This is a genomic window from Micromonospora tulbaghiae, assembly GCF_900091605.1.
GTDB classification, from domain to species: domain Bacteria; phylum Actinomycetota; class Actinomycetes; order Mycobacteriales; family Micromonosporaceae; genus Micromonospora; species Micromonospora tulbaghiae.
Window position 1 is genome coordinate 137,740 of sequence record NZ_FMCQ01000007.1, and the last position, 26,422, is coordinate 164,161.

The 26,422-nt window shown below is 67.3% G+C and carries 14 protein-coding genes, 12 tRNA genes and 2 pseudogenes; 19 read left to right on the top strand and 9 right to left on the bottom strand.

All coding sequences use genetic code 11. The annotated features are described in order from the left end of the window. Positions 1–41 precede the first annotated feature (41 nt). On the bottom strand, positions 42–821 hold the full coding sequence (locus GA0070562_RS20790) for an HAD family hydrolase (protein WP_175438822.1): 780 nt from the start codon (positions 819–821) through the stop codon (positions 42–44). 1,019 nt (positions 822–1,840) lie between these two features. Between GA0070562_RS20790 and GA0070562_RS20795 the strand changes: the two genes are divergently transcribed. Both GA0070562_RS20795 and GA0070562_RS30050 read left to right on the top strand, forming a co-directional pair. Next, positions 1,841–2,692, top strand: coding sequence for a hypothetical protein (locus tag GA0070562_RS20795; RefSeq protein WP_139135485.1), 852 nt, complete (start codon positions 1,841–1,843; stop codon positions 2,690–2,692). A gap of 1,889 nt (positions 2,693–4,581) precedes the next feature. Next, positions 4,582–5,445, top strand: a complete 864-nt coding sequence (locus tag GA0070562_RS30050; RefSeq protein ID WP_139135486.1) for a hypothetical protein — start codon at positions 4,582–4,584, stop codon at positions 5,443–5,445. Between the two features lie 358 nt (positions 5,446–5,803). Here GA0070562_RS30050 and GA0070562_RS20800 read toward each other — a convergent pair whose 3' ends face one another. The 5 genes and pseudogenes from GA0070562_RS20800 to GA0070562_RS20820 all read right to left on the bottom strand — a co-directional run bounded on the left by GA0070562_RS20800 (position 5,804) and on the right by GA0070562_RS20820 (position 12,849). Continuing rightward, positions 5,804–6,208: a hypothetical protein gene (locus tag GA0070562_RS20800; protein WP_139135487.1), complete on the bottom strand. Its 405-nt coding sequence runs from the start codon at positions 6,206–6,208 to the stop codon at positions 5,804–5,806. A 430-nt stretch (positions 6,209–6,638) separates the two neighbouring features. After that, positions 6,639–6,812: pseudogene (locus GA0070562_RS20805) on the bottom strand (site-specific integrase); the annotation flags it as partial. 439 nt (positions 6,813–7,251) lie between these two features. Then, positions 7,252–7,623 (bottom strand): ArsR/SmtB family transcription factor, encoded by a 372-nt coding sequence (locus GA0070562_RS20810; protein ID WP_091424893.1) that lies wholly within the window; start codon positions 7,621–7,623, stop codon positions 7,252–7,254. 640 nt (positions 7,624–8,263) lie between these two features. Continuing rightward, positions 8,264–8,785, bottom strand: a complete 522-nt coding sequence (locus tag GA0070562_RS20815) for a GNAT family N-acetyltransferase (RefSeq protein WP_091425289.1) — start codon at positions 8,783–8,785, stop codon at positions 8,264–8,266. Between the two features lie 1,064 nt (positions 8,786–9,849). Next, positions 9,850–12,849, bottom strand: a complete 3,000-nt coding sequence (locus GA0070562_RS20820) for an AfsR/SARP family transcriptional regulator (RefSeq protein WP_091425291.1) — start codon at positions 12,847–12,849, stop codon at positions 9,850–9,852. Positions 12,850–13,189: 340 nt separating this feature from the next. Between GA0070562_RS20820 and GA0070562_RS20825 the strand changes: the two genes are divergently transcribed. Continuing rightward, positions 13,190–16,138, top strand: a complete 2,949-nt coding sequence (locus tag GA0070562_RS20825) for a hypothetical protein (RefSeq protein WP_091424894.1) — start codon at positions 13,190–13,192, stop codon at positions 16,136–16,138. A gap of 216 nt (positions 16,139–16,354) precedes the next feature. On the opposite strand, the gene GA0070562_RS20830 is transcribed toward GA0070562_RS20825, so the two are convergent. Further along, positions 16,355–17,143: an SAM-dependent methyltransferase gene (locus GA0070562_RS20830; RefSeq protein ID WP_091424896.1), complete on the bottom strand. Its 789-nt coding sequence runs from the start codon at positions 17,141–17,143 to the stop codon at positions 16,355–16,357. Between the two features lie 539 nt (positions 17,144–17,682). Between GA0070562_RS20830 and GA0070562_RS20835 the strand changes: the two genes are divergently transcribed. The 12 genes from GA0070562_RS20835 to GA0070562_RS20870 all read left to right on the top strand — a co-directional run bounded on the left by GA0070562_RS20835 (position 17,683) and on the right by GA0070562_RS20870 (position 19,114). Continuing rightward, positions 17,683–17,755, top strand: a tRNA-Trp gene (locus tag GA0070562_RS20835). 258 nt (positions 17,756–18,013) lie between these two features. After that, positions 18,014–18,087 (top strand) — tRNA-Glu (locus GA0070562_RS20840). A gap of 15 nt (positions 18,088–18,102) precedes the next feature. Continuing rightward, positions 18,103–18,175, top strand: a tRNA-Gly gene (locus tag GA0070562_RS30310). 88 nt (positions 18,176–18,263) lie between these two features. Further along, positions 18,264–18,338, top strand: a tRNA-Leu gene (locus GA0070562_RS30315). 5 nt (positions 18,339–18,343) lie between these two features. Further along, a tRNA-Thr gene (locus tag GA0070562_RS20845) sits at positions 18,344–18,418 on the top strand. A 1-nt stretch (position 18,419) separates the two neighbouring features. Then, positions 18,420–18,492: transfer RNA gene (locus tag GA0070562_RS20850), tRNA-Gly, on the top strand. A 91-nt stretch (positions 18,493–18,583) separates the two neighbouring features. Continuing rightward, positions 18,584–18,654 (top strand) — tRNA-Asn (locus GA0070562_RS20855). A 4-nt stretch (positions 18,655–18,658) separates the two neighbouring features. Next, positions 18,659–18,746, top strand: a tRNA-Ser gene (locus tag GA0070562_RS30320). A gap of 5 nt (positions 18,747–18,751) precedes the next feature. Further along, a tRNA-Val gene (locus GA0070562_RS20860) sits at positions 18,752–18,823 on the top strand. A gap of 20 nt (positions 18,824–18,843) precedes the next feature. Continuing rightward, a tRNA-His gene (locus GA0070562_RS20865) sits at positions 18,844–18,917 on the top strand. Then, positions 18,918–19,004 (top strand) — tRNA-Tyr (locus tag GA0070562_RS30325). A 39-nt stretch (positions 19,005–19,043) separates the two neighbouring features. After that, positions 19,044–19,114 (top strand) — tRNA-Cys (locus tag GA0070562_RS20870). Between the two features lie 322 nt (positions 19,115–19,436). Here GA0070562_RS20870 and GA0070562_RS20875 read toward each other — a convergent pair. Next, on the bottom strand, positions 19,437–19,895 hold the full coding sequence (locus GA0070562_RS20875; RefSeq protein ID WP_091424898.1) for an Lrp/AsnC family transcriptional regulator: 459 nt from the start codon (positions 19,893–19,895) through the stop codon (positions 19,437–19,439). 108 nt (positions 19,896–20,003) lie between these two features. On the opposite strand from GA0070562_RS20875, the gene GA0070562_RS20880 reads away from it, so the two are divergent. The 4 genes and pseudogenes from GA0070562_RS20880 (at position 20,004) to GA0070562_RS20895 (ending at position 25,230) form a co-directional block, all read left to right on the top strand. Then, a complete protein-coding gene (locus GA0070562_RS20880) occupies positions 20,004–21,062 on the top strand; it encodes a Glu/Leu/Phe/Val dehydrogenase dimerization domain-containing protein (protein ID WP_244254068.1) in 1,059 nt (352 codons plus the stop codon). Positions 21,063–21,394: 332 nt separating this feature from the next. Then, positions 21,395–21,609: pseudogene (locus GA0070562_RS30755) on the top strand (transposase); the annotation flags it as partial. Between the two features lie 206 nt (positions 21,610–21,815). Next, the gene (locus GA0070562_RS20890) at positions 21,816–22,853 is read left to right on the top strand and encodes a DUF808 domain-containing protein (protein ID WP_091424902.1); all 1,038 of its coding nucleotides are present in this window, start codon (positions 21,816–21,818) and stop codon (positions 22,851–22,853) included. Between the two features lie 643 nt (positions 22,854–23,496). Continuing rightward, positions 23,497–25,230, top strand: a complete 1,734-nt coding sequence (locus tag GA0070562_RS20895) for a hypothetical protein (protein ID WP_139135489.1) — start codon at positions 23,497–23,499, stop codon at positions 25,228–25,230. A gap of 326 nt (positions 25,231–25,556) precedes the next feature. On the opposite strand, the gene GA0070562_RS20900 is transcribed toward GA0070562_RS20895, so the two are convergent. Next, a complete protein-coding gene (locus tag GA0070562_RS20900) occupies positions 25,557–26,327 on the bottom strand; it encodes a hypothetical protein (protein WP_091424906.1) in 771 nt (256 codons plus the stop codon). Positions 26,328–26,422 lie beyond the last annotated feature (95 nt).

Sequence of the window (26,422 nt, forward strand, 5' to 3'; positions counted from 1 at the left end):
GGTGAGTTGTCTCCACGCGAGGCGGCCGAACGGATCCACCGTTACGTCTTGGCCGACGCTGCGGACGTTCCCCAGGTTCGCCGTAGCAGTGCGAGCAGCTCGTAGCCGTCTTCAATCCGGGCGTCCGGTCTGAGGTCATCGTGTGGTGGTTCCCGGTCCGTGCGGGGTGAGCGCATGAGGATCGCCGCCTGGGCGTTGGCACGTCGAGCGCAGGCGATGTCTCGGCCGAGAGTGTCACCGATGAACCAGCAGGCTCCGATTGGAACGCCGATGGCGTCGGCCGCGAGAAGCGCGAGTTGTGGGTTGGGTTTTCGGGGGCCGGCTTCGTCGCTGTAGAACTCGGCGGCGAAAAGATGCGACAGCCCGGCGCTGGCGAGGAAGTCGCGGTGTGCGGCGCCGCAGAGAGTGTTGCTCACGACGGCAAGTGGTAGGCCGGCGTCGGAGGCCGCCTGTAGTGCTTCCGGGATTCCGGGTCGCACTTCCCATTGCTCCCGCCAGGTCCATGCGTACGCCAGGGAGGTGGCTTCCCGTTCGACGGCGGCGCGGGCAGGCTGGGGCCAGGAGTGAGCGACGAAATCAGCCCATACCTGCGAATGCGGCAGCTCGGTCGGCTCATCCGTGCTGCCGATGTCGTCCCGCCACAGCGCGTAGGCGCGAGCGCCCTCGCTGACGTCAGCGGCGATCTGCTGGATGGGCACTGCGCCGGCGACGAGGCGAAAGAGCCGGTCGATCAACGCAGGCGGCGCCGGAGGCTGTGGAGAAGGGGCGTCGACCAGGACGCCACCAAAGTCGAGCAGGAGCGCATTTGGCGACCGAAGCATGTGCGCCATCTTCCATGGCGTGGGAGGTGGTGTGGTGATGGGGACAGGCGAGAGACCAAGTAAGAAGCCTGGGGACCGCGGGCCGGTGGAGGGGAGTGTGGCAGGCGGACCTTGAGCGGAGTGGGCGCGGGCAGTCTGCGTCACGCGGGATGAGCACTGCGCTCTCAGAGGTGCACCGGATGACGTTGGCCGGATGGTGTTGTGTTCGTGCCGGCTGGGTCGACTCGGAGCGCTGTACGTGATCTGTTGCCGAATTGGCCTGTACTAGATCAAGCGCGCTCCGCGCGACGCGGGCCGGGGCGCGGCAAACGGCTCCTGCGGAGCCGCCGCCCCGGCGCAAGAGCGCCGGGGCGGAAAATCAACCGGCCCGAACCCCACGCCCCACCCCGCGCGTCACACCTGGCTCAGTGAAGTGACCCGGTGACGAGTCCCGAAGGACGACCAGGGCCAGGCGGACACCTTCCACCCGATGCCGACGATCCGAAGCAGCACGAGATTCGGCAGGCCAACCGCGGCGGACGAAGTTGCCGAACGGTTCCGCACGGTCGCTCAGGCCCAGGGTGGGGAAGGGGTGGAGGTGGGTGTGGGGGTGGTGGGGTGAGGGAGAGGGCGGGGTTAGAGCTGTGCCTCCGGCGGGGGCCAGACGACTCCGAGATGGAGTTGCCGAACGGTTCCGGTCCGAGGGTGGTTGAGGTGGGATGCCATCCCGCCAGCCACCGACCCAGGCAAGCCGAGCAGGCCAGGGCCAGGGTGACAAGGTCGTTCGTCCGGTAGGGCGCTCCACCTTGTCACCCTGGCCCTGGCCTGCTCCACGGTGTGTGGGTCGGCGGCAGACGGGATGGCAGCATTGTGGGATTGGCTCACGCAGTGGCGCCACGGCTCAGAGTAGTAAGGGATGGTCAATAGACCCAGGAACCGGGGCCTGCAAGCCAGGCCCGACCGTCAGGACAGGGGTCTGTCGGAAGCTCGACACGTCCTAGGTTTGCCAGAGATATCGGGATCAGCCATGCTCGAAATTTGTGACTGACGCATCCCGCGAGGAAAAGTTGGAGCCAGAAGACCCGTATAGCCCGAGAACCTTCAAAGGTGCGTTACGAAGGAGCCTTGTATTTGGCCCTGCGAAGCAAAAAGGGCCGTTTCTGCCGGTGGTTGTCAGCTTTTTCATGCTCATGTTCGTTCTACTTACGGCGATCACCGCGCCCGACGGCCAAATGAAACGCCGCTATCCCTGGCTTGAAGACGATGCGTTAGATAAGTTCATGGCGAGCTGGGCATTCGAAGTTCTCGCTGGCGCTGCCCTCGTATGTCTCCTGTTTTGTGTCGCCTCCTATCGGAGGGTGATCAACCGGAACTCAGAAATTGCAAAGCCCCCCTGGTTTGCCGCCACTATCGCGACGCTCGGCCTACTTGGTGTGGGCGCCGTCACTATGTGGCTTCTATTCCTGGAGGCCGACAAAGCCGATGCCAGTGACCGGCCCAAGATGCGGATCGATGCCATCAAAACTGCTGCTACCGTCGTTGTCGGCACTACGGGCGCCGGGGCTCTTTTCTTCTCTCTGCGTCGGCACTGGGTGGGCGAAAGAGATAGGGTTGGCGAGCGATTCAATAAATCCATCGATCTTCTAGCCAACGAGAGCAAGTTGGTTCAGGTTAGTGGACTTGTGATGCTTGAGCGCATGATGATTGAGAATCCCGAGTACAACAACAGTGCCGCCGAAATCCTAAACTACTTTAGGATGGTCAATTACGGACCGGAGCGGCTGATAGCTGAAAGGATTCTCATCAGAAACGACCGCCTGCACTTGGCGACCGAGCCCAACCTCCCCGCCGAGCAGGAGGATTGGCCTATCAGCGGCCAGGTGCCCGAGTAACGACGCGGTGCGGGGTCCGGGCCGACTACTCCGGCGCCTGCTTTAAGTCGCTGTTTCTCCCGGCCTGAGGTTAGGAGTTGGAGCCAGCCTGAATGCTAGACGTAGGGGTTGGCGGGCTACTCGGCGACGCCGCGATGCTCGGATTAGGCTGAGGGCCCTGTTCGGGCGGGTCTGCGTTTGTAGTAGGTGATGAGCTCGGCGAGAGCGACGGTGCTTGCGTGCCCGCGGGAGGGACCACAGGGGGCTTGAGGCGAGATGCAGGCAGGTCAGGGCACCACTCGTATCTCGGGTGCAAGTCTTCGCCAATCTGCCACAGGGTCCTGACCGGGGACAGCGGCTTTCCTTCCGGGACGCAAATGGTCCTAGCTCGGACCGCCTTACTCTCGATTGACAGTACTGCCCGGTCCTTGTCCCTGAGGAGCACTAGCCACCGTTCATCTTGGCTCAGGACGTACCCCACCCATTGATCGTTGCCCTGACCTGTAACGACTTCTGCCGGCATCCATGGTCTGTCGTTATTCAGGAGTTGAAGTAGCACGGGTGAAAGTGCAGCAAATACCACGGTGATGGCGGCGATCTCAAGGGGCTGCCGTCTGGCCTTTTGGACCAGATCAACCCGCTCACTGTAACGCCGGGAAACGTCCGTCATCTTCTGATCGGACTCAAGGGCGCCTGAAAGGTCGCCGCGAGAGCGGGCACTATCTCGCTCGGCAAGAATTTCTCGATATTCTCGAACGAGCTGGCGAAGCACGGTGTCCGTTGGAGGATCTGCAAGGATTTCCTCCCACGTTCTCCCACTTGGAGCCGGAGTTTGGGCTGCCCGCTTTCGCCGCTGCCACAGGCGTGGGATCAGGAACATGAAAATGAGGATGACGGCGATGCCAAGTAGTGCACTCCAGCTGACGATGAAGGATAGCCAGAGAACAGCACTTCCGACGTTACCATACATCCAGACGCGCTCCCGTTTGCGCAAACCTTCGTTTTGTTTTACGTTCACAAGAGCGGCCGATATGCCGACGGTCAAGAGGGGTGCAGCGGCTAGGATTGAACCAACGACTACTTGCGTAACGCTAACCCTTGCCAGTACGGCCAGCGTTGTGTTGATGTCACCTTTTCCAATAACTGAAACTTTCAAGATAAGGAAAGCGAAGACTACGGCAGTAACGACTGCCGGGGCGTGCTCGATAACTCGGTTCCGAAAGGAGTAGTACCTGAGACTCTCCTCGACTGCATCCTCTGTCTCTGTCTCTGCGGACCGACCACTCGCTGTCTTGGGTGTCGGGCCTTTCTCTCGTGGCTTGCGGAAAACGCGATCAAGGAGGGGAAGCTTCAATGGAGGGCATCCTATGTCGAACGCAGGGGATATCCGGCGGTCTGGGCGAGTTCCTTGGGTTAAGCCTCCCACTATGCTTAGCGCCAAGCAACTGCCTTCCGGACCTGGCTTCCTGGGTAATCCGTGATTGTCGCAATGTGGATTCCGAGGTCCCCGGGGTGAGGTCGACCCGTGTGTCACCTCGACTGTCTCGCGTCGGTTGCAGCCCGGTGCCGGCGCGACATGCGAGGAAGCCCTCCGGCCGCCATGGGGAGTGGCGGGCACGGCGCTGTGAGGTTAGGTCGGCCCAAGTGCGGTGCTCCGGCGGGGGCCAGACGACTCCGAGATGGACTGGACCAACGGCGCTACCGACCCTGGCAGAGCCGAGCAAACCAGACCCAGGGCGAAAGGTAGTTCGTCCAGCAGGGCGCTCCACCTCGTCGCCCTGGCCCTGGCCCGCTCCACCGAGGCGTGGGTCGGCGGCAGACGGGATGGCAAGAGAGGCTGCTCGCTGAAATGCTGCTCTCCAATACCTATTGGAGGATGTAGCCGGAAGACAACTCGTGGAGAGGACACGATGAGCGAGAGCGTCGAGAAGATTCGGGTCGAGGTTGAACTCGACAAAACCGAGCTAGAGCGCTTGGTAGTGGTTGGAGGCGACCTTGAATTTCTGATTAGCCTACCCCGTGATCGCCTTCTGAATCATACCGAGGTTCGGATATGTGCGGCGGTGCTCCGCCGTCTGATTGTAGATAATCAGCTGAATCAAACATGGCGGGCTCTTGATGGCTTCAAGGTTGCTCCGCCGTCCGTTGAGGCAACCGACATCGATGGTCCCCTCGCTAACTGGGATCAAAGCTGGGTGCGCTATGCCTGGGCTGGGGGCGCGACCACTAATCAGGCGCACCATAGAGGATTTATCTTTGCGGTCATCCCAAAGGCTGTTAACGACAGATATAGCTCCCCTGACGAACTGTTCGAGGCAAGGAGGCTTTCCGGGATTGCTGAAATTCGGGCGATGACCTTCGATCATTGGCAACGATCCACCTCGGTTGCGATTCAGGTCGAGAAGATTGGCTTGATCAAGGTCTCGCGAGCTACGGTCGTCAAGTACCTCGCTAATCGGAAAGGTGGCGTGCACTTCGACCCAAGCCGCAATGTATTGCAGGCTGGAAAAAGGGGGAGGCGCGAGGTTGAGATGAGCCTTCTGGACCATGGTCTTTTGCGAGTTGGCCACCTAAATGGTCCAGAGTTTGAAATTGCCTCGATGGTCCAAGCGATCGCTGGTACATGGTGGGCACCTGAAATCGTTCGTTTGGCTCACGAGCTAGCCTCGGAGGATTTCAATGGTGATCCGCACGAGTTGCAGCTCTGGACCGGACTTCAGGAGGCCGACGGGTCGGGCTGGGCGGCCATGCGTTTCGACCAACCAGAGAGCTAGTCTCGCTGGTTCCTGTCGGGTACAGCAGCGAAGTACAGCAACCGATGGCACCAAGCGGGACCATGGTGACCACCATCCGGCGGTTGAGCAGCGGTGCGAGTCGGACCGGACCGCGTTGCCGATCTCTGGGGGTCAAGGGGTCGTCGGTTCGAATCCGGCCGTCCCGACGCAGGTCAGAGGGCTGATCCGGATTTCGGGTCGGCCCTTTCCGGCTTTCTGGGGACCACGTCGGTCAAGTGCGCCGACCGGTAGCGCTCCTTGACCGCTGGTCAAGTCTCAAGCGTTAGGGCAGGATTCCGGCTGCCGTAGCACTGCCGTAAGCGCTCTTCACCGGGTCCGTTGTCGGCTAGGCGCCCTGTCAGCCGCTGTCGCGGCAATGCAGCCAGCCTGCGATGACCACAACGGGCAACGCGAGGAACATGCCGACCAGATGGGCGGCCACGGCCCATGAGTCGAGGTTGGCCCCGTCCATTCCCTTGTGGTTGATGAACAGTGCCCAGGCGCCACACGGGACGAACAGCACTCCCATCATGACGGCACCCACCGACAGTAGAGCCATCGAACGACGGATAGCGGCCGTCATCAAAACGACGCTCAACGCGGCCGGCACGCCCAACCAGACGCTCGTCTGGCTCCAGTCGATCCCCTGCGGGGCGGAGGTCATCAGACGAAGATCGGCGTCAACCAAGGCCCAGCCCCAACCAGCCGCGACGTTAGCCAGGCTGAGAAACGCACCCGCCCACATGAACCACACAGCTCGCACGGCGGGCAGCATAGCCACTGCGTCAATCACGGTCCGCACTACGCCCGGACCTCATCGCCACAGTCCTCCGCACCTAAAGGGCCTCAGACTCCCAGGAACGCCGAGCTTAAGCCGTGTGCTGAGCTCGTCGAGCGGTTCAGCGTCCCGGGGACCAAGCAGGGACCACACGGCCTGCGCGATGGCGCGCGGCATCGCGTTGACCGCACGTCCTGATCTTGGGGATAGCGTCCGTGACGTGCGGGAACGCTTACCAAATCGTCCTGGAGGGTCAAGGGGTCGTCGGTTCGAATCCGGCCGTCCCGACAAAGAAAAAGCCCTGACCAGCGGGAACCCTGGTCAGGGCTTTGACTTCTTCGATGGAGATTTGAACCGCCCCCCGAACCCCCCCCGTTTACGCGGTGCGGCAACCGACGTTGTCGGGTGAGAGTCAGGTGCCTCGCCGGGAGGCGAAGATCGCATCGTGGGGGTTGTCCGCCGCGGTGAGTTTGCGGGCCATGAGCATGCCGACCGCGAAACGGGGGAGGACGCCCCTCCGGTAGCCGGCATCGCTCTTGGTCCAGGGCTGTCGGAAGAAGCCCTGGCTGCTGAGCCCGACGGTGGTGCCGTATTGCAAGCGGACAACGACGATCGTGGACTGCGGCTGACGAACGACGAGCGGACCCAGTTCGTCGATCACCTGCAGCGGCGGTACTGCCGAGACCGGCACCCGAGCATGCGGGAGTGGGAGCAAGCCCGGCATGCTGACGTCCTTGAAGAAGACCAGTGGCGGTACGCGGACGGTAATACGCGCTCCCATAGCCCACCAGCGCGGGTAGGCGGTCGGGATGCCGCCGCAACTCCCGTGACGGAGCGGTGCGTGCCTGCAGCACTATGCAGGCCAAGTGATCAGCAAACCGGCCGCATGAGCCGAGCGGCGAGTATGTCGAAGCGAGGGCTACCGGGTCTTCCCGCGGCCGGTACCCCCGCCCGCCGCGGCCAAATCGGCCATGACCAGAGCGAACGCTACCGCCTGCAGACAGGCGCCCCGCCGTAACCCGTGACGCTCAGCGAGTCTTTTTGGTCGCTCGCTTGCGGGGCGGCGTCAACAGCTCGGCGAGCGCCGCGATCGCGGACGGCACCAGGCGGTAATAGGCCCAGACCCCACGCTTCTCCCGCTCGAGCAGCCCAGCCTCAGTGAGGATCCGAAGGTGATGACTGACTGTCGGCTGGGAGAGGCCGAGCGGCGCGGTGAGGTCACTGACGGACGCCTCGCCCTCAGGAGCGGCCTGAATCAAACTGAGCAGTCGCAGCCGAGCCGGGTCGGCGACGGCCTTCAACACTCCCGCGAGCCGTTCGGCATCGGCACGCTTGATCGGCTCGCCGGCAAGCGGCGAGACAGCAGGGGCAGCGGTCTTCGTGGTTCCCACGACATGCATCTTTGCACCAACAGCATCAACAAACTGGCGGAACCCAGTACCAGGTCACCGACGGCCCGCTGGTAGGGACGGCCAAGTTCAACAAGGAAGCTCTGGGCGCAGGCGAACCTCGACCCCCTGGTCCTGCCGACTTCTGGACAGTGAATGGAGGAAACCAGACCGGGTCATGATGATCATCACGGTCGGCTCGATGCAGATTCGGGGCCTGGGTGAAGCGCCCGTTTGACAGTCCTTCCAGAATTGTGAAGGACACCCGGGGGCCCTCGCCTACTTCTTGCAGGGTGCGAGTCGTGAGTTGTCCTTCCAGGACTTGGTTCGGCTGTCGTGCTCGGCTGCGCCAGCGACTCCGCAAGGTCGAGTTCGCCGGCCCGGGTCAGCGCGGGCACTTCTGGCGACAGCGCTCGCTCCAGCGGACCGGGAGCACGCGACGAAGGTGATGGACGGGCGCAGCTCTTCCTGGCCCAGTTGGCAGACGCAGCCGCTGCGAACGGCGATCCGCAACGGGCGCTCCGACTGGCCGCGAGGCGGCACAGGCTCGCACCTCGGATACCGAGCTCTGACATGACGCGGCGCTCGTCATACACATCGGCGCAATGGTCCGCCTCGTGCTCTTCTTGACCTTCGACGGCCAGTGAGTCGGTCAGCGGCTGAGCGTGATCCAGTAGCGGCGGACCCGGACATGCCCGGTGTCGAGGATGCCCTGGAACACGCCGCCCTGGCCCTCGATGGTGCGAGCCGAGGCGAGGTTGTCCTCCAGGCAGGGAATGAGCACCCGGTGCAAGCCCAGCACGGTGCGGGCCTCACGGAGCATCTCACCCAGGGCCCAGCTCGCCAGGCCGCGGCGGCGCGCGGAGGGACGTACGCCGTAGCCGATCTGGCCCAGGTCGTCGTCCTGCCAGTGCCGCATTGCGATAGCCCCGAGCACCTGCCCGTCTTCGACGATCCACCGGCAGGAGGCATGCCGCTCGTCGGGGCATGGCGCCCCGGCGCCGTGGTCGAGCCGGACACGTCGCCGCACCCAGTCGGCGAAGCCTTCGGGCGAGTCCAGGTCGTCTTCGGGGCCGATGCCGAAGCCGTCCTCGTGTAGGCCGGGTCCCCAGTCGGCGCGGCAGTCCTGAAAGGCGGCATACAGGCTGGTGGTGGGCGATATCAGTGCTGGCATGTGGCTCACCGTAGCCACGGTCCGGGCCTCCGGCTATGCCCTGAAATCGACCGTGGATCTTGCCCACAGGCCGTCGCTGCCTTCGGTGAGGGCCGCTTGTTCGGAGGAGTACGTGCGTGCTCCTTCAGGCGGTCCTCGGGGGTCTCAGGGTGGGTAAGTGACTGCTTGCGAGGCAGCGCACCCCGGCCTGCGAGGGCTGAGCGCGGGCGAGGTGGGTGATCCGCGTCACAGGTGGTCGCGGCACCGTCGACGGATGCCGCGACCACTGTCTTCACCTTGCGTATTCGAGGCTGTCCACCGGGGACCGCCGGCGGAGAGTGGCTGGATCACCGGGCGCGCAGTTCCGCGGCCCGGTTCGGCGAGCCGAGGATGCACAGCAGCAAGAAGGCCGTCGCCGATGACGTGCCGGACGTGTTCGGCGGGGTGCCCGGCGCCGTACCGGCGGCGTTGCACCGACCGCGACACAAAGATCGCAGACTTCTACCTGTACCTGGCAGCCGCCCTCGTCACCGTACGTCTACTTGCGGAGATTCGGTTGCTCGATCACCGGAGGTTCAGCACCGACAAGGTGGAGAAGGTCGCTCAACAGAATCGCGTACGCGGCGGACTGATCCACCGTCCGGTCGGGCAGCGACCGGAACAGCACCGGGCCTTCCTCCATTGATGCACCCATGCCCCCTAGCTACCACACACAGCGCCGATCGGCAGGCGGAGCCACTGAAGACGTTGGCGCACGCCGAGTCCCAGGTGCGAGTGCTGGGCCTCACGTGTACCGCAGCCGTTGCAACCTTCCTGGGTCGGCTATCTGACCGTAGGTGAGCGGTTTGGATACCTGGGTGGGTCCTGGTGGTGGACTTGTTGGCCGAGTGATCGATGTTGAGATGCGGCTGCGGGGCTGGCGTCAGCGGTTCATGGTGATCACGCCTGCGGCTGCAGCCCGTCTGAGGGATCTGCGCGTCGCCGGCCGGCACCGCACGCAGATGCCGCACTGGCAGTTGCAGGACCTGTCCCTTGCGGAGGCCGTTGAACTAGCCGCCGCCGTACTTGGGCCCGGTCAAGACCACTCAGTCGTCGAGCGTCTCCAACAGTCCAAGCGTGCGCGACTCGATCAGCCGGTAGCCGGCTTCGTTCGCCATGCGCAGCGCGGCCTTGGCGTGCTCGCGAGCGATGTCGGGCTGCTCGGTGGCCAGGTACACCGCCGCCAGCCCCACCAGGGCGCTCGCCTCGCACCACACGAACCGGGTCTGCCGGGCCAGGTCGAGCGCCAGGTGGTGTTCCTCGGCTGCCTCTGCCGGCCGTTCAGCGGCCAGCAGCACGCGGCCGTAAGCCTCGCGTGCCCACGCCTCGGTGCCGGCGTCGCCGATCTCCTGCGTCAACGCCACTGCATGTCGCGCGTCGGCGCAGGCGCGTGGTGCGCGGTTGGTCATCGACCACAACAACGCACGTCCGCTGAGCGCCGTCGCCTCGCCGTACCGATAGCCCAGATCGCGGTTGGCGACCAGCGCCCGGTCGTACAACTCCTCGGCGGCTTCCCGGTCTCCACGGTCGCGGCGGATGCCCGCGAGGTCAACCAGAAGTACCGCTTCGTTGTACCGTGAGCCGCTCCGTTCCGCGCAGGCTAGTGCGTCCCGGATGTGCTGGTCCGCCTGTGACAGCGCGCCGAGCTGCCAGTGTGCGAAGCCGAGGTTGGCGAGGGACATGGCCTCGCCGCCCTCGTTGCGGTATTGCCGGTTGAGCTCCAGGGAACGTTGGGCGCAGTCGATTGCGGCTCGGGGGTTGCCGAGGCGCTGGTGCACCGCGCTGAGATTGTTCAACAGGGCCGTGCGTCCCTCCGGCCACCGGTCATGGGCGTTGATGCGGAGGCCGTCGAGGAGGTGATGGCGGGCTTCCTCGTATCGGCCGGCGGTGACGTGGGCGAGGGCGATGCTCAGGTGCATGCTGGCCTGGGCTGTCAGGTCGTTCGCGGCCTGCGCGGCGGCCAACCCTCCGGTGGCTGCGGACAGCCACTCGGCCCGACGTCCACGCTGGTGGAACCAGGCGCGTAGGGCGTCGGCGAGCTGCCAGACAAAGCGTGCATGCCCGTGGTCGGCGGCGTGGTTGATCGCCGCGATGACATTGGCTGCCTCTGCGTCCAGCCACGCCGACGCCTCGTCGGCATCGGGAAACGATTGTTGCGGGACCGGCCCGGGGAGCCTGAGGAAGTGGGGGATGAGCTGACGTCCGGCGGCGTCGGCCCTGCTGCGATAGTGCTCAAGCAGACGCTGCCGGGCGTCGTGACGGGTGGCGTCGTCGTCCTCCGTGACGAGCCGGTCCACGGCGTACTGGCGGAGCAGGTCGTGAAACCGGTATCTGTCGCCGCCCTGATGCTCGATCAGGTGTGCGGACGCGAGGGCGCGGAGTGTTCTCGTCGCGATGGGGGGCGCGACCCCCTCGAGCGCGGCGGCGACGTGGGCGGTGAAGCTGCCACCGGGGACCAGCCCGACGTGACGGAACATTCGTTGCTGAGCGGTGGGCAGGGCCCGATACGACGTCGCGAAGGCCTTCGTGACCGCGCCCTCGTCGGCACCGTCGACGGTCAGGCTGGTGAGAGGACCGCCCTCGTCGAGTTCCTCGGCCAGTCCGGCGATGTGGGGATGGCCGCTCGTCTGCAGGTTCGCTGCTGCTATCCGCAGTGCCAGTGGCAGGTGCCCGCAGAGCTGGGCGAGGCGAGCCGCGGCGTCGGCCTCGACCCGAACGGCCTCGTCCCCGAGCATCGCCGCCAGCAGCCGTACGGAGTCCGTCGGGTTGAGCACGCCCAGCAGCAGAGATCGGGCGCCGGCCCGGACGACCAGCTCACCGAGCCGACGACGGCTGGTGATCAGAACGGTGCCGCTGGGCGGGATCAGCGGTGTCACCTGGTCAGCGTCACGAGCATTGTCCAGCACCAGCAAAATCCTGCGGCCGGTCATCGTCGAGCGGAACAGCGAGACCCGGCCGTCCTGATCGTCCGGAACGACGCGGGGGTCGACACCAAGCCCACCAAGTAGTTGTCCGAGCGCGGCGGACGGTGTGACGGGTGGGCGCTCGACGTCGAAGCCGCGCAGGTCGATGAACATCTGACCGTCGGGGAAGGCGTCACGTACCCGATGCGCCCAGCGCACCGCCAGCGCCGTCTTTCCGACTCCGGGGATTCCGCTGAGAACCCAGACCGTCGTGGCGCTGGATCCGCCCGACAGCTGGTCGAGACGGGCCATCTCGTCCGTCCTGCCGATGAAACCTGGTACGTCCTGTGGCAGCTCTTCCGGACGGTGCGGGACGCTCGACAGTGCGGCGTGGCGTTCCGCCGGCAGCACCGGATCACCCCTGAGGATGAGCCGGTGCAGGCGGCTGAGCTCGCGTGACGGTTCCAGGCCGAGATCGTCGTGTAGCCGGGTGCGGAGATTGCGGTAGACCTCCGATGCTCGATCGGCCTGGCCTTCGAGATACAGGGCTGTCATGAGCTGACCGACGAGGCGATGCCGATAGGGCTGTCCGGCCACCTGGTCGGACACCTCGCGCACCACTCTCCTCGTGCGACCCAGCCGCAGCAGCGCGTCCGCCCGGTCCTCCGCAGCCGTCCAACGGGCCTCGATGAGACCCGAACAGAGCAGTTGGCGTCCGGAATCGTCGACGACGTCGAGCAGTGGCTCACCTCGCCACAGGTCCAACGCCTGGTCCAGCAACTCCACGGTGGTGAGATCGTCGGAAGAGCCTGCGGACCGCTGGACGAGGGCGGAGAAGCGGTGTGCGTCGACGGTCGCCGGATCGGTGTGCAGCCGGTAGGCGCCGCGCTCGCTCAGCAGCTGCGCGGATGCACCGATCTGCCGGAAGGTGGCCCGTAGGCGCGAGACCATGGCCTGCACCGTCGCTCGTGCGCTTGGTGGGGGCGCCTGCGCCCAGATCAGGTCGATGAGCCGGTCCGCGGGTACCGGTCGATCGGCCTCCAGGACGAGCACCGCCAGGAGCAACCGGGGCTGTCGTCCTCCGATGGCGACGCGGACACCCTCGGACCAGATCTCCACCGGCCCGAGGACCCGAAACTCCATGTGCACTTCCCTGCCGTCGCTGCGTGTGCGGGCCGGCGCGGCTCCTCTGCAAGCATTTTGCAAGATCGCTGCATGCGCCGGCCCTGATTATGGTCGAGTCCGCTGACCGTGAGCGGGCGGTCCGAGCGTGCGCTTCGCGGCGCGGCCAGCACGGGGTGGCCGCGAACGACGAAGGGCGCGCAGAGTCCGGTGCGCTTATCCGAGGGCGACGAGCGACGCATCGACTGGGCGACGGCCTCGGGGGAGAGGCAGTCGCCGGTGACGTGGCGGGCTTCGAAGACCGGTGGACACCGTGTCGGACGGCCCCGGCACCGGCCGGTCATCCAATAGAGGGAGTGCGATGAGAGACCCCCTGGCCCTGCTCAGCGCGACAGTTGTGCTGGCAGCGGCCGTGTTGACCAGTGGCGCCGCGCAGGCAGCGCCCGATTCGGCCGCGGCGCCAGCCGCCGTGGGAGCCGTCGCGCCGCCGCACACCGAACCGCGAGTCACGGCCCCGCCGGTCCCGCAACCGACGCCGTTCAAGGAGGCGCCGCTGCGCACCGCCACCGGCAGGACGGCCGCCCCGCCCGACTTCGGCCCCGGGGAACGCGTGCTCTCGGCGTACCACCGGGGGAAGCTCTCCCGCGACGACGCGGTGCGGTATGGCCTGGGCGCGGTGCGCTCGCCCCGGTCGGTGCCGGCGCACCTTCGGCCGACCGGGGCCATCCACGACCCGCAGCGATATCTGACATACCTGTCGATGTTGGCGGCGAGCGCCGACCCGGAGGCGGCGCGGACGATCGCGCCAGATGTCGCGGTGCCTGCCGGCGCCGCCACGGCCGCCGACTACGACGACTGCGCCGCCGAACCGTACGACTACCTCGGGGTCACCTATCGCTGCCGGGCGTCGGCCGGCGAGTTCCTCGTCCTCTACAACATCGCCGGTGGAGGCAGGCCGGGCATCCCGGCGGACGCCAACCCGAACGGCCGGGCGAAGGCGGTGCAGCATCTGCTGAACGCGCTCTCGATCGCCGTCGACGAGTATCGCGAGATGGGCTACCCGCTGCCCGTGCGGGACGGCAAGCCCTGGGTGCTGGTCTACGGCGTCGATGAGATTCCGCTCGTCGGCGGGGCCGGCCTGCCGATCGATGCGCCGTTCGTCCTGCCGTTCGGCTTGAACCAGCAGGCGACCATGCTGGTGCCCAACGGGCAGGACGACTGGGACTACCTGCCGCGGCATGAGCTGTTCCACGTCATGCAGTACCAGTACTGGGATCGGTCCGACGTCGGCCTGGACTACCTGGCCCTCTTCGTGGGCGGCAAGGAGTTCGGCTCGATGAACTGGTGGATGGAGGCCACCGCGGAGTGGGCGACCCGCCAGACCTACGCCCGGGCGCCGTACGTGCCCATCCCCGGCGAGGAGAAGCTGTACGCCCGCAACGTCTACGACGTGCTCAGCAAGCCCGGGGCGGCACTCAACTCCTGGGGCGGGCTGGGCGGCGGTCCGCAGTACGGCGCGTTCCTGCTGCCGACCTACCTCACCGAGCAGGTCGATGCCTCTTTCGTGCGACGCACGTGGGACAGCATCCGGAACCACGACCATCTGCCGATCGAGGCGATCCGGCACACCGCTGAGGGCTACGGCCTGAACTTCGCGGACATGCTCCTCAACTACCACATCGCCAACTATCGACTGGCCAAGGCGAACGCCGCGCCCGCCCCGACCGTGGACGCCTGGCGCATCTACGGCTACGCCGACTCCGACGCGAGCCTGTGGCGCAGCAACCTCACCGGCGCGAGCGGGACGAGCGGCGACACCCTCGGGGGCGCCAGACCGGCCCGCAAGAGTCACTCGACGCCCGCCGGCGCCCAGGCGGAGTACCAGGACATCCTGCGTAAGGGGGGTGCTGTCTACCACGACTTCCGCGCGGTCAAGAACTCCGGCGACGCGAGCTGCGGATACTGCTCGACACTGATGGTGGACACCACCAGGGACGCCAACCGCAGATCTGCCGTCGTCGTCTGGTCACCGACGGGAAGCACCGGCACGCTGGCGACGTACCCGAGCATCCACACCGTGCGCCATCCCGACGCGGGTGGACTGATCACGGTGCCGGACTTCGCGTACCCCATGGTGGCCACTCTGGTGACCACCTGGACCGAACTGGACATCCACTCCGCCGACGCGGACAGCAGCCCGAAGACGTTCACCACGAATGTGGAGAGCGTGCTGCCACTCACGGCCCGCTCGTGCGCGCTGCGCCCGCTCTCGGTGCGCAGCGTCGAGACCACGGTCGAGCCGGAGGGCGCGTTCAACAGGTACGCCGCCAGCACGCCGGACGGCTGGACCGGTGGCGACTCCACGTACTCGGTGAAGCTGCCCGACGGCCGGATCGTCTGGCTGTTCTCCGACACCTGGATGGGCCCGCTCAACAGCGACGGCACCCGCCCGGTGAGCGCCCCCCTGGTCAACAACACCTTCGTCGTGCAGAACGGCGGCAGCTTCACCACCTACCAGGGCGGCACCGCCGGGGCGCCTCGGGCGTTGATGCCGCCGTCCGGGCCCGGAAAGTGGTACTGGGTCGGTGACGGCCATCTCTCGGGCGGACAACTTCAAGTGGTGTACCAGGAGTACGAGCGTTTCGGCTCCGGCGCCTGGGACTGGCGGTTCAACCGCAACGTCGTCGCCAACTTCGCCCTGTCGAACCTGCGGACCCCGGTCAGCGTCCGGGAGTTGCCCTCTGCCAGCGGGGTCGCCTGGGGCTCGGGGCTGCTGCCGGCCAGCCGCAGCGGCGACGGCTACACCTACGTCTACGGCGTCGACGACTCCCCGATCAACAAGCAGATGCGCATCGCCCGGGTGTACGGCAGCGACCTCGCCAACGGCACCTGGCAGTACCACACGCCGTGGGGTTGGACGCTCCGCGAGCAGAACTCCCGCAACCTGCTGACCGGCATCGCCAACGAATACAGCATCACCCCCTGGGGCGGACAGTTCCTCCTCCTCAGCCAGGACAGCACCGAGGCGTTCAGCGGACAGATCAACGCCTGGACGTCCTGCTCACCGTACGGCCCCTTCACCCAGAAGACCCCGGTCTACCGCATGCCGGAACCCGGCCCCTACGGCAGCTACTGGAACCCCGACGTCATCTCCTACAACGCCCACGTGCACCCCGCGCTCAGCTCCGGTGACACCTTCATCGCCTCCTACAACGTCAACAGCATGGACACCCGCGTCTCCCCGGACGCGGACCACTACCGCGATCCGGGCATCTACCGCCCCCGCTTCTTCCGATTCGTCCTCGGATAACTACTGCGGTTCCGCCGGGCGTAGGACACGCCCGGCGGAACCATCGGGCATCACCGGTACCGGTGTTGTGCCTCCAAGAGCGCGACCGCGACGGGCTGGCTCATTCCCGTGTAGGCGCCCCTTGGGGCAGGGAGGGCTGGTCCCTCGCAGTGGCAGATGCGCCACGGCGGCGGGCGGCCCGTTGCGGGGTCCGCTCGCGGCCGTCGACGCAGCTGGTCAGCCGAGCCGGCCCACCCCGCAGTATGTGGCGAAGCGGCGCGGGTCCTCGTCCGGGTCCACCGGCCAGTCGGGCCGCCACTCGGGCAGCTGCACCAGGCCCGGCGCAACGAGCGTGTAGCCGGTGAAGAGCCGTTCGATCTCCGGCCTGCTGCGCAGGGTCATCCGGGCGGTGTTGGCGTACCCCTGGTTGTAGGTGTCGCGTAGGGCCAGCGCGTCGGCACGCTCGTCGGAGGAGGCGTGCGACAGGGCGAGGTAGCTGCCCGGGGCGAGCCGGTCGCGGTAGCGGGCGATGATCGGGGCCGGGTCGGTCGTGAGCTGGTGCAGCACCCCCACCAGCAGCACCGCGACCGGCCGTTCGAAGTCGAGCACGTCGCGCAGCGTCGGGTCGCCGAGCACAGCGTCCGGCTGGGTGAGGTCGGCGTGCAGCACCACGGTCCGCGGGTCGTCGGCCAGGAGGCGTCGGCTGTGGTTGAACGCCACGGGGTCGATGTCGACGTACGCGACAACGGTGTCCGGGGCGACGCGGCCGGCGACCTCGTGCACGTTGCCCGCCGTGGGGATGCCGGAGCCGAGGTCGAGGAACTGCCGGATGCCTGCGTCGACGAGCGCGCGGACCGCGCGACGCAGGAACGCGCGGTTGGCCCGCATGATGTGCCCGATGTCGGGCATGGCCTTCTCCATGCGGGCTGCCAGCGCACGGTCCGCGGCGAAGTTGTGCGACCCGCCGAGGAAGTAGTCGTAGACCCGCGCAGGGCTGGGCGTGTCGAGATCCGGGGTGAGGTCCATGACACAAGTGTCCGTCGATACGCCTGTTCCGCGCTGCCCGGCGCGATTCGCACGGGAGGTGTAGGCGCGATCTGCTCTTCGCTGCAGCGGGCAGGGGTGCTGGTCTCCTCTTGGAATGGCGCGTGCTGGTGCCAATCGGCGCGCTGACGTTCTGCCCGGGCTTTCGGCGATGTTGCCGGTCGCGTACACGGCGTCCGCCGCCGGTGTCCACCTCAAGGACTGAGCCGCCGCTCCGAGCTACATGAATGTGGCTTCGGAATATCCATTGCCAACCGTGGACGTCGCCCTTACCTTGAATTAAGCAAGGTCATCCGATCAACCCGAGGAGCTCCCCGTGTCGCGGTACGCCTCCACCGAAACCACGCGGTTCATGCCGCGCGGCGGTGCCGTGCTGCCCTCGATCGGGCGAGCCCACGACCACTGTGCGAGCGAGCAGAACTGGAAGCCGGGGTGGCGGCGGGAATAGCGCAGACGCATACGCGAAGCCGCCCCCCCCCGCCAGGGATAGGGCGGCTTTTTCGTTATCCGACCAGCTCCATAGGAGCGTAGCTCAACTGGTAGAGCATCGGTCTCCAAAACCGAAGGTTGCAGGTTCGAGTCCTGTCGCCCCTGCTTCTCGCCCCGACTGCGGCCGGCGGCGTTGCAGATTCTCAACTCCACAGTGGATGGCATAACAAGACCCCGGCCGGTGCCTGCACGGGCCGGCCGGGGGCTTCACCTCCGGGACGAGGGAGACGGCCGACCCGCTCGCCTTGGGAGCGAGAGAGACGGGGTTCGACACCCCGGTCCCGGACCGAGGACTCCATTCAAGCCAGGGAGGGCGCGCAGGCGGATTCCTGGCGAGCGGCCCGCGATCCCCGCCAGATCCATGGGCCGTTGGAGCAAGCTGGCAGCTCACCTGGTTCTCAGCCAGGAGGTTACGGGTTCGAGCCCCGTACGGCCTACGCACAAAATGCCATGCGGTCGTGGTGAACTCGGCGGACACGTCGGTCTTCCAAACCGAAGAAGCGGGGTCGGTGCCCGCCGACCGCTCAGCCATTCCCGGGTGCTCACGGCATCAGTTGAGCGCGTGGAACTTGACGAGATCATCAACTCGTCGCCACCGCTCTCTGCGGATCACGCCTCGGTAGCCCAACTGGTAGGAGGCAGCGCCTTCAAACCGCGCGCAGTGCGGGTTCGAATCCCGCTCGGGGCACTCACGCCGTCGTAGCTCAGTTGGTAGAGCAGCGCCTTCGTAGGGCGCAGGCCGCCGTTCGATCCCGGCCGACGGCTCCATGCGGACGTAGCGCAGTTGGTAGCGCGGCACCTTGCCAAGGTGCAGGTCGCGGGTTCGATCCCCGTCGTCCGCTCGCACAGATCACCGGCCACGACAGAAAGGAGGGCCCGGTGGACGTCGTTCTCGTCCTCAACAGCGGGTTCGAATCCCGCACGCGCGTCCATTCCCTCGTAGCTCAAGGGCAGAGCGGCCGACTGTTAATCGGCTGATCTTGGTTCGAGTCCAGGCGGGGGAGCAATGGAGGGCTCCCGGCGGTCACGGGGACGCCGTTGGAAACGGCGTAGGGGGCGGAAGCTTCCTCGTGGGTTTCGAATCCCACCCCTTCCGCTTATGCCCGCGTAGCTCAACGGGAGAGCACCTGGTCCACACCCAGGGGGCTGGAGGTTCGACACCTTCCGCGGGCACTGGCCTTCGGGCCGAAGTTGTGGCTGTAGCTCAATGGCAGAGCACCGGGTTGTGGCCCCGGAGGTGCCGGGTCAGTACCGGCCAGTCACCCCAGTGGGTGCGCCACCGACGGAGAGGTGGGGCGGCCTGTAAAGCCGTTGCGTTCGCGCTCAGAGGGTTCGAGTCCCTCCACCCGCACCATGCCCAAGTCGGAGGTTCGAGTCCTTCCGTGGGCGCCTTGGTCGTGTGCCCGAGTGGTCAGGGAGCGGTCTGCAAAACCGCGTACGCCGGTTCGAATCCGGCCACGGCCTCGACTGCCATCCACTGCGGATTGTGGGCGGGATGCTGCCCGGGATGCCGTTGCCGCCGGTTGACGCATGGGGATACCGGGCCCGCGCGGTGCAGGTGGTCACATTCTCGGCGGCTACCGCGACCGGTCCACGACTGGTCGGCCTCCGGCTGAACGTAGGTGTTACCGCCGCGGCCTGCCCCTCGGCCAGAGCCGCCCGCCGCATCGCGATCACCGCGCAGTGTCAGCGGCATGAACGCGCACCTGATCAAGCGGTCCTGGCGACCGCGCCGCGCCTGGTCGGCGGTAGATGTGCGCACTGTCCCCGACTCTGTGGCCGTGCGTTATGGGTCGAGTGGTTCGATGACCTGTTTTCGGGCGTGTTGGTAGATGACGGAGCTGCGGAACCCGACGATCTCGCGGCGTCCGCTGAACTTGTCCATGAGGAAGGAGTGCAGGCTGTCGACGCTGGGGACGGCGACGTGGACGAGGAAGTCGTCGCCGCCGGCCACGACGTACACCGACAGCACCTCGGGCAGCTCCATCGCATATTTCTTGAAGCCGTCGATGACGGTGCGGCTCAGGGGCCGGACCTGCACGTGCAGCAATGCTTGTACGCCGCGGTTGAGGGCGGCCAGGCTGATCTCGGCGTGATAGCCGGTGATCACGCCGCGTTCCCGCAGTGCGCGCACGCGTTCTAGGCAGGTGGACGGCGCGATGCCGACCGCGCGGGCCAGTTCGCGGTTGGTCTGCCGCGCATGTGTCTGCAGGTGCTCGATGATCGCCGTATCAAGTTCGTCCACGACCGGGATCTTGTCATCTTCTCCGAACGATGTTCGCTTTGAGCTGGTCGGCGCCAACCACCTGCCTACTGTCGAGCCCGTTCCGGCGAGCGCACGACAGGAGCCATCATGGTCGCGACCCACCTCGACACCGAGTCCATGCACGAACACGTCGTCATCAGGCGGGGCGTACGATCCGGCCTGCCGATCGTTGTCGCGGTGCACTCCACCGCGCTCGGTCAGGCCATCGGCGGCTGCCGGATCGCGCACTACCCGCACTGGCGTGACGGGCTCACCGACGCGCTGCGGCTGTCGGCCGCGATGTCGGACAAATGCGCGCTGGCCGGGCTGCCCAACGGCGGCGGCAAGACCGTCGTCGCCCTGCCCCCGGGCAGGACACTCGACGCGGCCGCCCGTCGGGCGGTGCTGCATGACGCGGGCGACGTGATCGCCGGGCTGGACGGCGCCTATGCCACCGGACCGGACGTGGGAACCGGACCGGACGACATGGTCACGATCGCCGAGCGGACCCCGCATGCGTTCTGCCGACCGGTGCACGCCGGTGGCAGCGGCGACTCCTCCGGACACACCGCCGTCGGCGTCCTCGCCGCGCTGCATGCCGTGTGCGCCGAGCGATTCGGGTCAGCCGACCTGTCCGCGCGCAGCTTCGCCGTGCTCGGCCTCGGCCGCGTCGGCGGCCACGTACTGCGCATGCTCGCCGACGTCGGCGCGACCCTGGTGGCCGCCGACCTCGACGAGGGTAGACGAATGCTCGCCGACACAGCGGGTGCCGCCTGGACCAGCCCGCAGGACTGCCTGACCGCCGACGTGGACGTCCTCGTCCCCGCCGCCCTCGGCGGTCTGCTCACCCCGCACGCAGTGCCGACACTGCGCTGCGCCGCGATCGCCGGCCCGGCCAACAACCAACTCGACATCCCGGCCACCGCCGACCTGCTGCACCAGCACGACATCCTCTGGGCACCGGACATCATCGTCAGCGCAGGCGGCATCATCCACGCCACTGCCGTCGAACTGCACCAGGAAACCTCCGCCCAGGCCACCGCCCGGGTTCAGGGCATCGCCGACACCCTCGCCGACATCCTGCGCACAGCCCGCGCCACCGGCTCGACCCCGGCCGCCGCCGCCCGCTCCCGCGCCCGCCACCGCATCGAACACGGCCGCCGCTGACCCTGCCGCCACCCGACCGCAAGACAACGGCCGACCGCCACCGTTCTCGACGCAGCCGCACCACCGATACCCGGCCGAAGGCCCTTCCCGTCATGATCAGGTGCACTGTTCTCGGCAGGACAGCGCACAATGCCAGGCGCTACCAACACGCGACGGCGGCAGATGAGGGCAGTGCAGAGCGAGCGCTCCACCAGCTAGAGGGCGGAGATGGAGCTGGGAGCTCGTTCCTGCCGAGCTAGCGCGCGTATCACGTTCAAGGAGCCGTGTCGCCAGGCCGCGAGGCTGCTCAGCAGCTGGATTGTCGCTTCAGGCGCTGTCTGCCGAGGGCGGCCAAAACAGGCCCGAGCCGGGTCGACCGCCGCAAGCCAGGCTCGAAACACCACGTCATCACCGACGGGGGCGGCATCCCACCCGCCGCGTCCCTGCCCGGGCGGCAACCTCCACGACGTTGCCCAACTACTGCCCCTGGTCGACAAAGATCCCGCCGATCAGAGGCATCCGCGGCCGACCCGGACAGCGACCGAAACGCATCTACGCCGACCTTGGCTGACGGTGACTGCGGCGGACGGGTTCGGCCTGAGCTGGCACCAGGTGATGACCCGGGCGCGGTGGTGGCGGGTCGTCGGCTGAGCGCGATAGCCGCTCACCGCGAGCTCCCGCCCGATATACGACCGGGCGGTGGCGTGGCGCGCACAGGGACCTGAGCAAGAATGGGCCAGTTCGAACTCCGCGCAACCCTGGAAGGACCCTCCCTTGGCCAGTGGACTCGTAGCCCTGTTGGATGACGTGGCGGTGCTGGCCCGAGCCGCTGCCGCGTCGATCGATGACATCGGGGCGGGCGCCGCGAAGGCCGGCGCCAAGGCTGCGGGCGTCGTCGTCGACGATGCTGCCGTCACGCCGCAGTACGTGCGGGGCCTGGCGGCCGAGCGTGAGTTGCCGATTATCAAGCGCATTGCCCTGGGGTCGCTGCGCAACAAGTTCCTCATCATCCTGCCAGCGGTGCTGCTGCTCAGTCAGTTCGTGCCCTGGCTGCTCACTCCGATCCTCATGCTCGGCGGCGCCTACCTCTGTTACGAGGGCGCGGAGAAGGTGTGGGCCAAGATCGCCCATCACGATGCCCACGGCGCGGGCGAGGAAGAGGTGCAGGACGAGACGACACTGGTGTCCGGGGCGGTACGAACCGACCTGATCCTCTCGGCGGAGATCATGGTCATCACCCTTAACGAGGTGATCGATGAGGCGTTCTGGTCCCGCCTGGCGATCCTGGCTGTCGTCGCCGTCGTCATAACCGTCCTGGTGTACGGCGTGGTGGCCCTGATCGTGAAGATGGACGACGCCGGGCTGCGCCTGTCGCAACGTTCCGGCGCCGTCGCCACGTTCGGCCGCGGTCTGGTGAGGGCGATGCCGGTAGTCCTCACCGTGCTGACGGTAGTCGGCACCGCGGCGATGCTGTGGGTGGGCGGGCACATCCTGCTGCTGGGCACGAACGAGCTGAACCTGCACTTCCTGTACGAGGCCGTGCACCACGTGGAGGTCGCCGCCCACGACGCCACGGGTGTTCTCGGCGGGCTCGTCGGCTGGCTCGTCAACACGGTGGCCAGCGCGATCCTCGGGCTGATCGTCGGAGCACTGGTCGTGCTGGTCATGACGCTCACGCTCCACCGCCGCAAATCCAAGGCTGCGGCTGCGACTGCGGCGGCCACGACTCATACTCACGGCACCATCCCCGTGCCGCCGAGCCGTGCAGCTCAGCGTCGCGACGCTCCTGCGGACCGAGCGCCGCGCGGTTGACCGCAAATCGTCGCAACTCGACCACGGGGTCAGGCGTTCTGGTGCTGAACCGCGCTTAGTACTCCAGCCGCACCTGGTAGCGGGCCGAAGGCGTCGACCTTCGGGGCTTCGGGCCATCGCCCGGGAATGCACGCCTGCTCATGGCCGATGAGCGGATGCGCGGGGACCGGCACGCAGTGTTTCTGGGAATGGGCGCCTGACCCGCCTGCGAACGCGTTGTACGCGCGGATGGGCATTGCGATTGCGTCGAATGTCGTTATATCGGCGTCTTCGCGGAACTTCATGGCATCCGCGAGACCGTATCGAGCTTCTTCATCTTTCCTCTGGCTCCTGGTAGAAGTGCGACATGCCCTCACGGCGTGTCACATCACTGTTGGGTGAGAGCGGATCGCGACGTGCTGGCTCGCGGCTGTTGCACGGGGGCGTGCCTCGCCGGGGCGGGCGGCGCCTCGGGTTTCATGATCGGTCGACTGCTGCTCGCGGTGCTTGGTGCGGGCACCGATTCGGGGGAATGGCGCTTTTCGCAGCTGGTCAGGGCAACTCGTCGTACAGCACTGGAGGTGGCTACAGGTGTCGGTGATCGAACCAGCGCATTGCGTGAGCCGGCATCTGCCGTTGCCGACGGTGTGACTCCAGACGTGTGATGAGCACCCCTGCCGAGGTTGACCGCCTGCTCAGCGCCGCCGACGAGATCACCGCGCGGGCCGGTCTCGGCCCCGACACCCGGGCGGCCGTTGAGCGGGCTGTTGCCGCTGCCCGTGGTCTCGGCGATCCGGGGCGTCTGCTGCATGCCCTCGGCCGCGCCACCCTGAACCTCTCTCAGGAACGACTCGCCGATGGCGGTGATGTCACTGAGCTGCGGGAACAGGCCGAGGAGGTCATCGCGCTCGCCGACGATCTGCTCTCCGATCCGGACTGGCATGCCGACGCCGTGGTCCGCACCGTGCAGGCGGGCCAGATCCTGGCCGGCAGCGGGCTCGTCGATCGCGGGCGCGATGTCGTCGAACGGGTGTGGCGGTTGGTCGCGCCCCGGCCCGCCGACGGCCTCGACGCCCGCCGCGCTCGGACCGCGGCACTGACTGGGCTGGTCACCCTGCGACTCGAGACGGACCCCTCCGTCCTGGGACCGTTGGCCGCCGAGATGGTCGACCTCCAGCGTGGGCTCGCCCGCGACACCGGCGAGGCGGCCGCCGTGATCGACCTGGCGGACGCCCTTGGAATCTTCGCGCGGATAGCCAGCACTCTGGGACGGCCGGACCTGATGCGGGTGGCGCTGACCGAACAGTACTCGCTGGAACAGATGTTCCAGGGCTCCGGAGCGCGGAAGCGACGAGAGCGGATCGAGGCGTCGCTGGCGCAGCTGCAACAAGCCGCGCCGGAAAACCTGGTGGTGCCCGACTCGGGCGCATGGCGGATACGCCGCTCCTACCTGGATCTGCTAGCCCAGCCCTCACCATCCGGCGTTACCGCCGGCGGGTTCGCGGCGCGGCTGGCGGCGGAGTCGCGGGTGACCGGCCCCGCACCCGGCAACCGCCCGCCCGCTGACCCGTCGGTGATCGCCGATTGTGCCGCCCGGCTCGATGAAGGAACCTCTCTGGCCGACGCGGACCAGATCATCGAGGCCGACGGCGTCCTCGCCGAGCTCGCCGACGAGTTGAGCCTGTACGACGGGGCGACGTCGGACCCGGCCCGGCGGGACGTCCGGCGCCTCTGGTCCGCCGCCCTCTACCAGCGGGCGATGCTCCGGCACCGGATCGGCCACTGCGACGACGCCTGGGACCTTGCCTGGCTGTCCGTGGTCGTTGCCGTCCGGCGGCACGAGGGCCTGCTACGCGGGACCGCCACCGAGCGGGAGGCGCTGGCCGACGCGGTCACCCACATGGTCGACGCCGCCGTGGTCGCGGAAGCCACCGGACGTCACGAAGACCAGGTCATGCTGCTGTCCGAGGTCATCGACCGCTGCGCGGACGCGGACGCGGCCTACCCACGGCTGCGTCGAATCCTCGGCACGGCCCTGCACAATCTCGCCGCCGCGCTGCTCGAACGCCGGCAGACGGCGACCGCGGCGCCCTTGGCCGAACATGCGTACGCCATCCGTCATGAGCTGGCCGTGCTGGACCAGCGCGCAGCCTGGGAGTACGCGAACACACTGCTGCTCACCGCCGCCCTCGCCGTCGACCGTCAGGACTGGCGAATCGCCGTCGAACGTCTCAGCGCAGTCGGGCGGCTGCTGGTTGCCTTACGGACGTACCCGGAAGCGATGGCCGGATATGCAGGACAGCTCGTCATCGAGGTCACCGCCCAGGCACCCGAGCTGGTGGACCGGGCCCGTGCCGCCGGCACCTGGCCATATCAAACTTGGACCCCTCAGGCTTAGCGTCCACACGTTCGGGGCCTGGCCGGCCACTTTGTGAGCCCGCTCAACATCAGCAGGGCTCTCCGCAGCCCGGCCTGACTCGAACGGTGCTGCGACCAGAGCGGGGCGCATGGGCAAGGTTCGAGCCGAGCAATCCACGCCTCGCTCGCGAGTCTGACCTCCCCGCACCAGCGATCCAGCGTCCGCCCGGTTATGTCCAGTCTGGCTGCCGGTACCGGGCCTCACGTGACGAGGGAGCCGTCCCGCTATCGCTCACGTGCCTGACTGATGGCCGCCGGTCCGGTGCGCCGCCCACTCACCGGTCTCGTCGCCGAGGGCGACCACGGTCACCCCTTCGTCGGGCGGGGCACCCGGCGACCGGCCCAGCGGGCCAGCAGGTTCAACCCCAGGGCGTAAGCGGCGGCGCTCACCAGCAGGGCGGCGCTGCTGCCGCGCCCCCAGTCACCCACCGGCACGGGCGGTACGGCCCAGACATCCGTCGACAGTCCGGCCAGCGCGATCGCCGTGCCGGCCGCGATCGGTGGGACGGCCCACAACAGCGCGTACGGCGCGGCGAACCGGTCGTCCTGCAGCAGCCCGACCAGGGTGGCGGCGAACCAGCCCAGCAGGAGCAGGAACACGAGCGGCCAGCGCGTCGCGGCTCGCCGCAGGTGCCCCAGAAGCAGCGCGCCGAGACCGACGCCGGCAGCGGCATAGAGCGGGAAGGCGGCCAGCTCGAACAGGAGGACCCGCACCAGGATCGGGTCATCGAGTGCCGGGGTCGTGAAGTAGACGCCCTCGCGTGCGCGGGCGAGCGGGTAGGCGACCGCGACGGCCACGCCGGCCAGGAGCAGCGCGAGCGGGACCGCCACGACCAGCGCCCTCGCCTGTGTGTTGCGGCTGGCAAGGGCGGCCCCGGCCAGCAGCGCCAACACTTGTCCGCAGAGGACGCCGGAGGTGTACTGGAAGATGCGCGTGGTGTGGAGCAGCTCGTACTGCTGTGCGTCACCCTGCGCGTCGTAGTTGACCCAGAAACCGTAGAACGCGTCGTTGAACGGCATGGCCACGAGCACCAGCAGCGCCATCGCCGGCACCGACCAGACAGCCGGGTGCGTCACGGCACGCGGAGCCGCTGGTAGACGGCCGTCTGCCATCCCCGGGCGCATCCGCCAAGTCTGCGCGTCCCGGCTGCGGTCGGGCAAGCCTGCGCGTC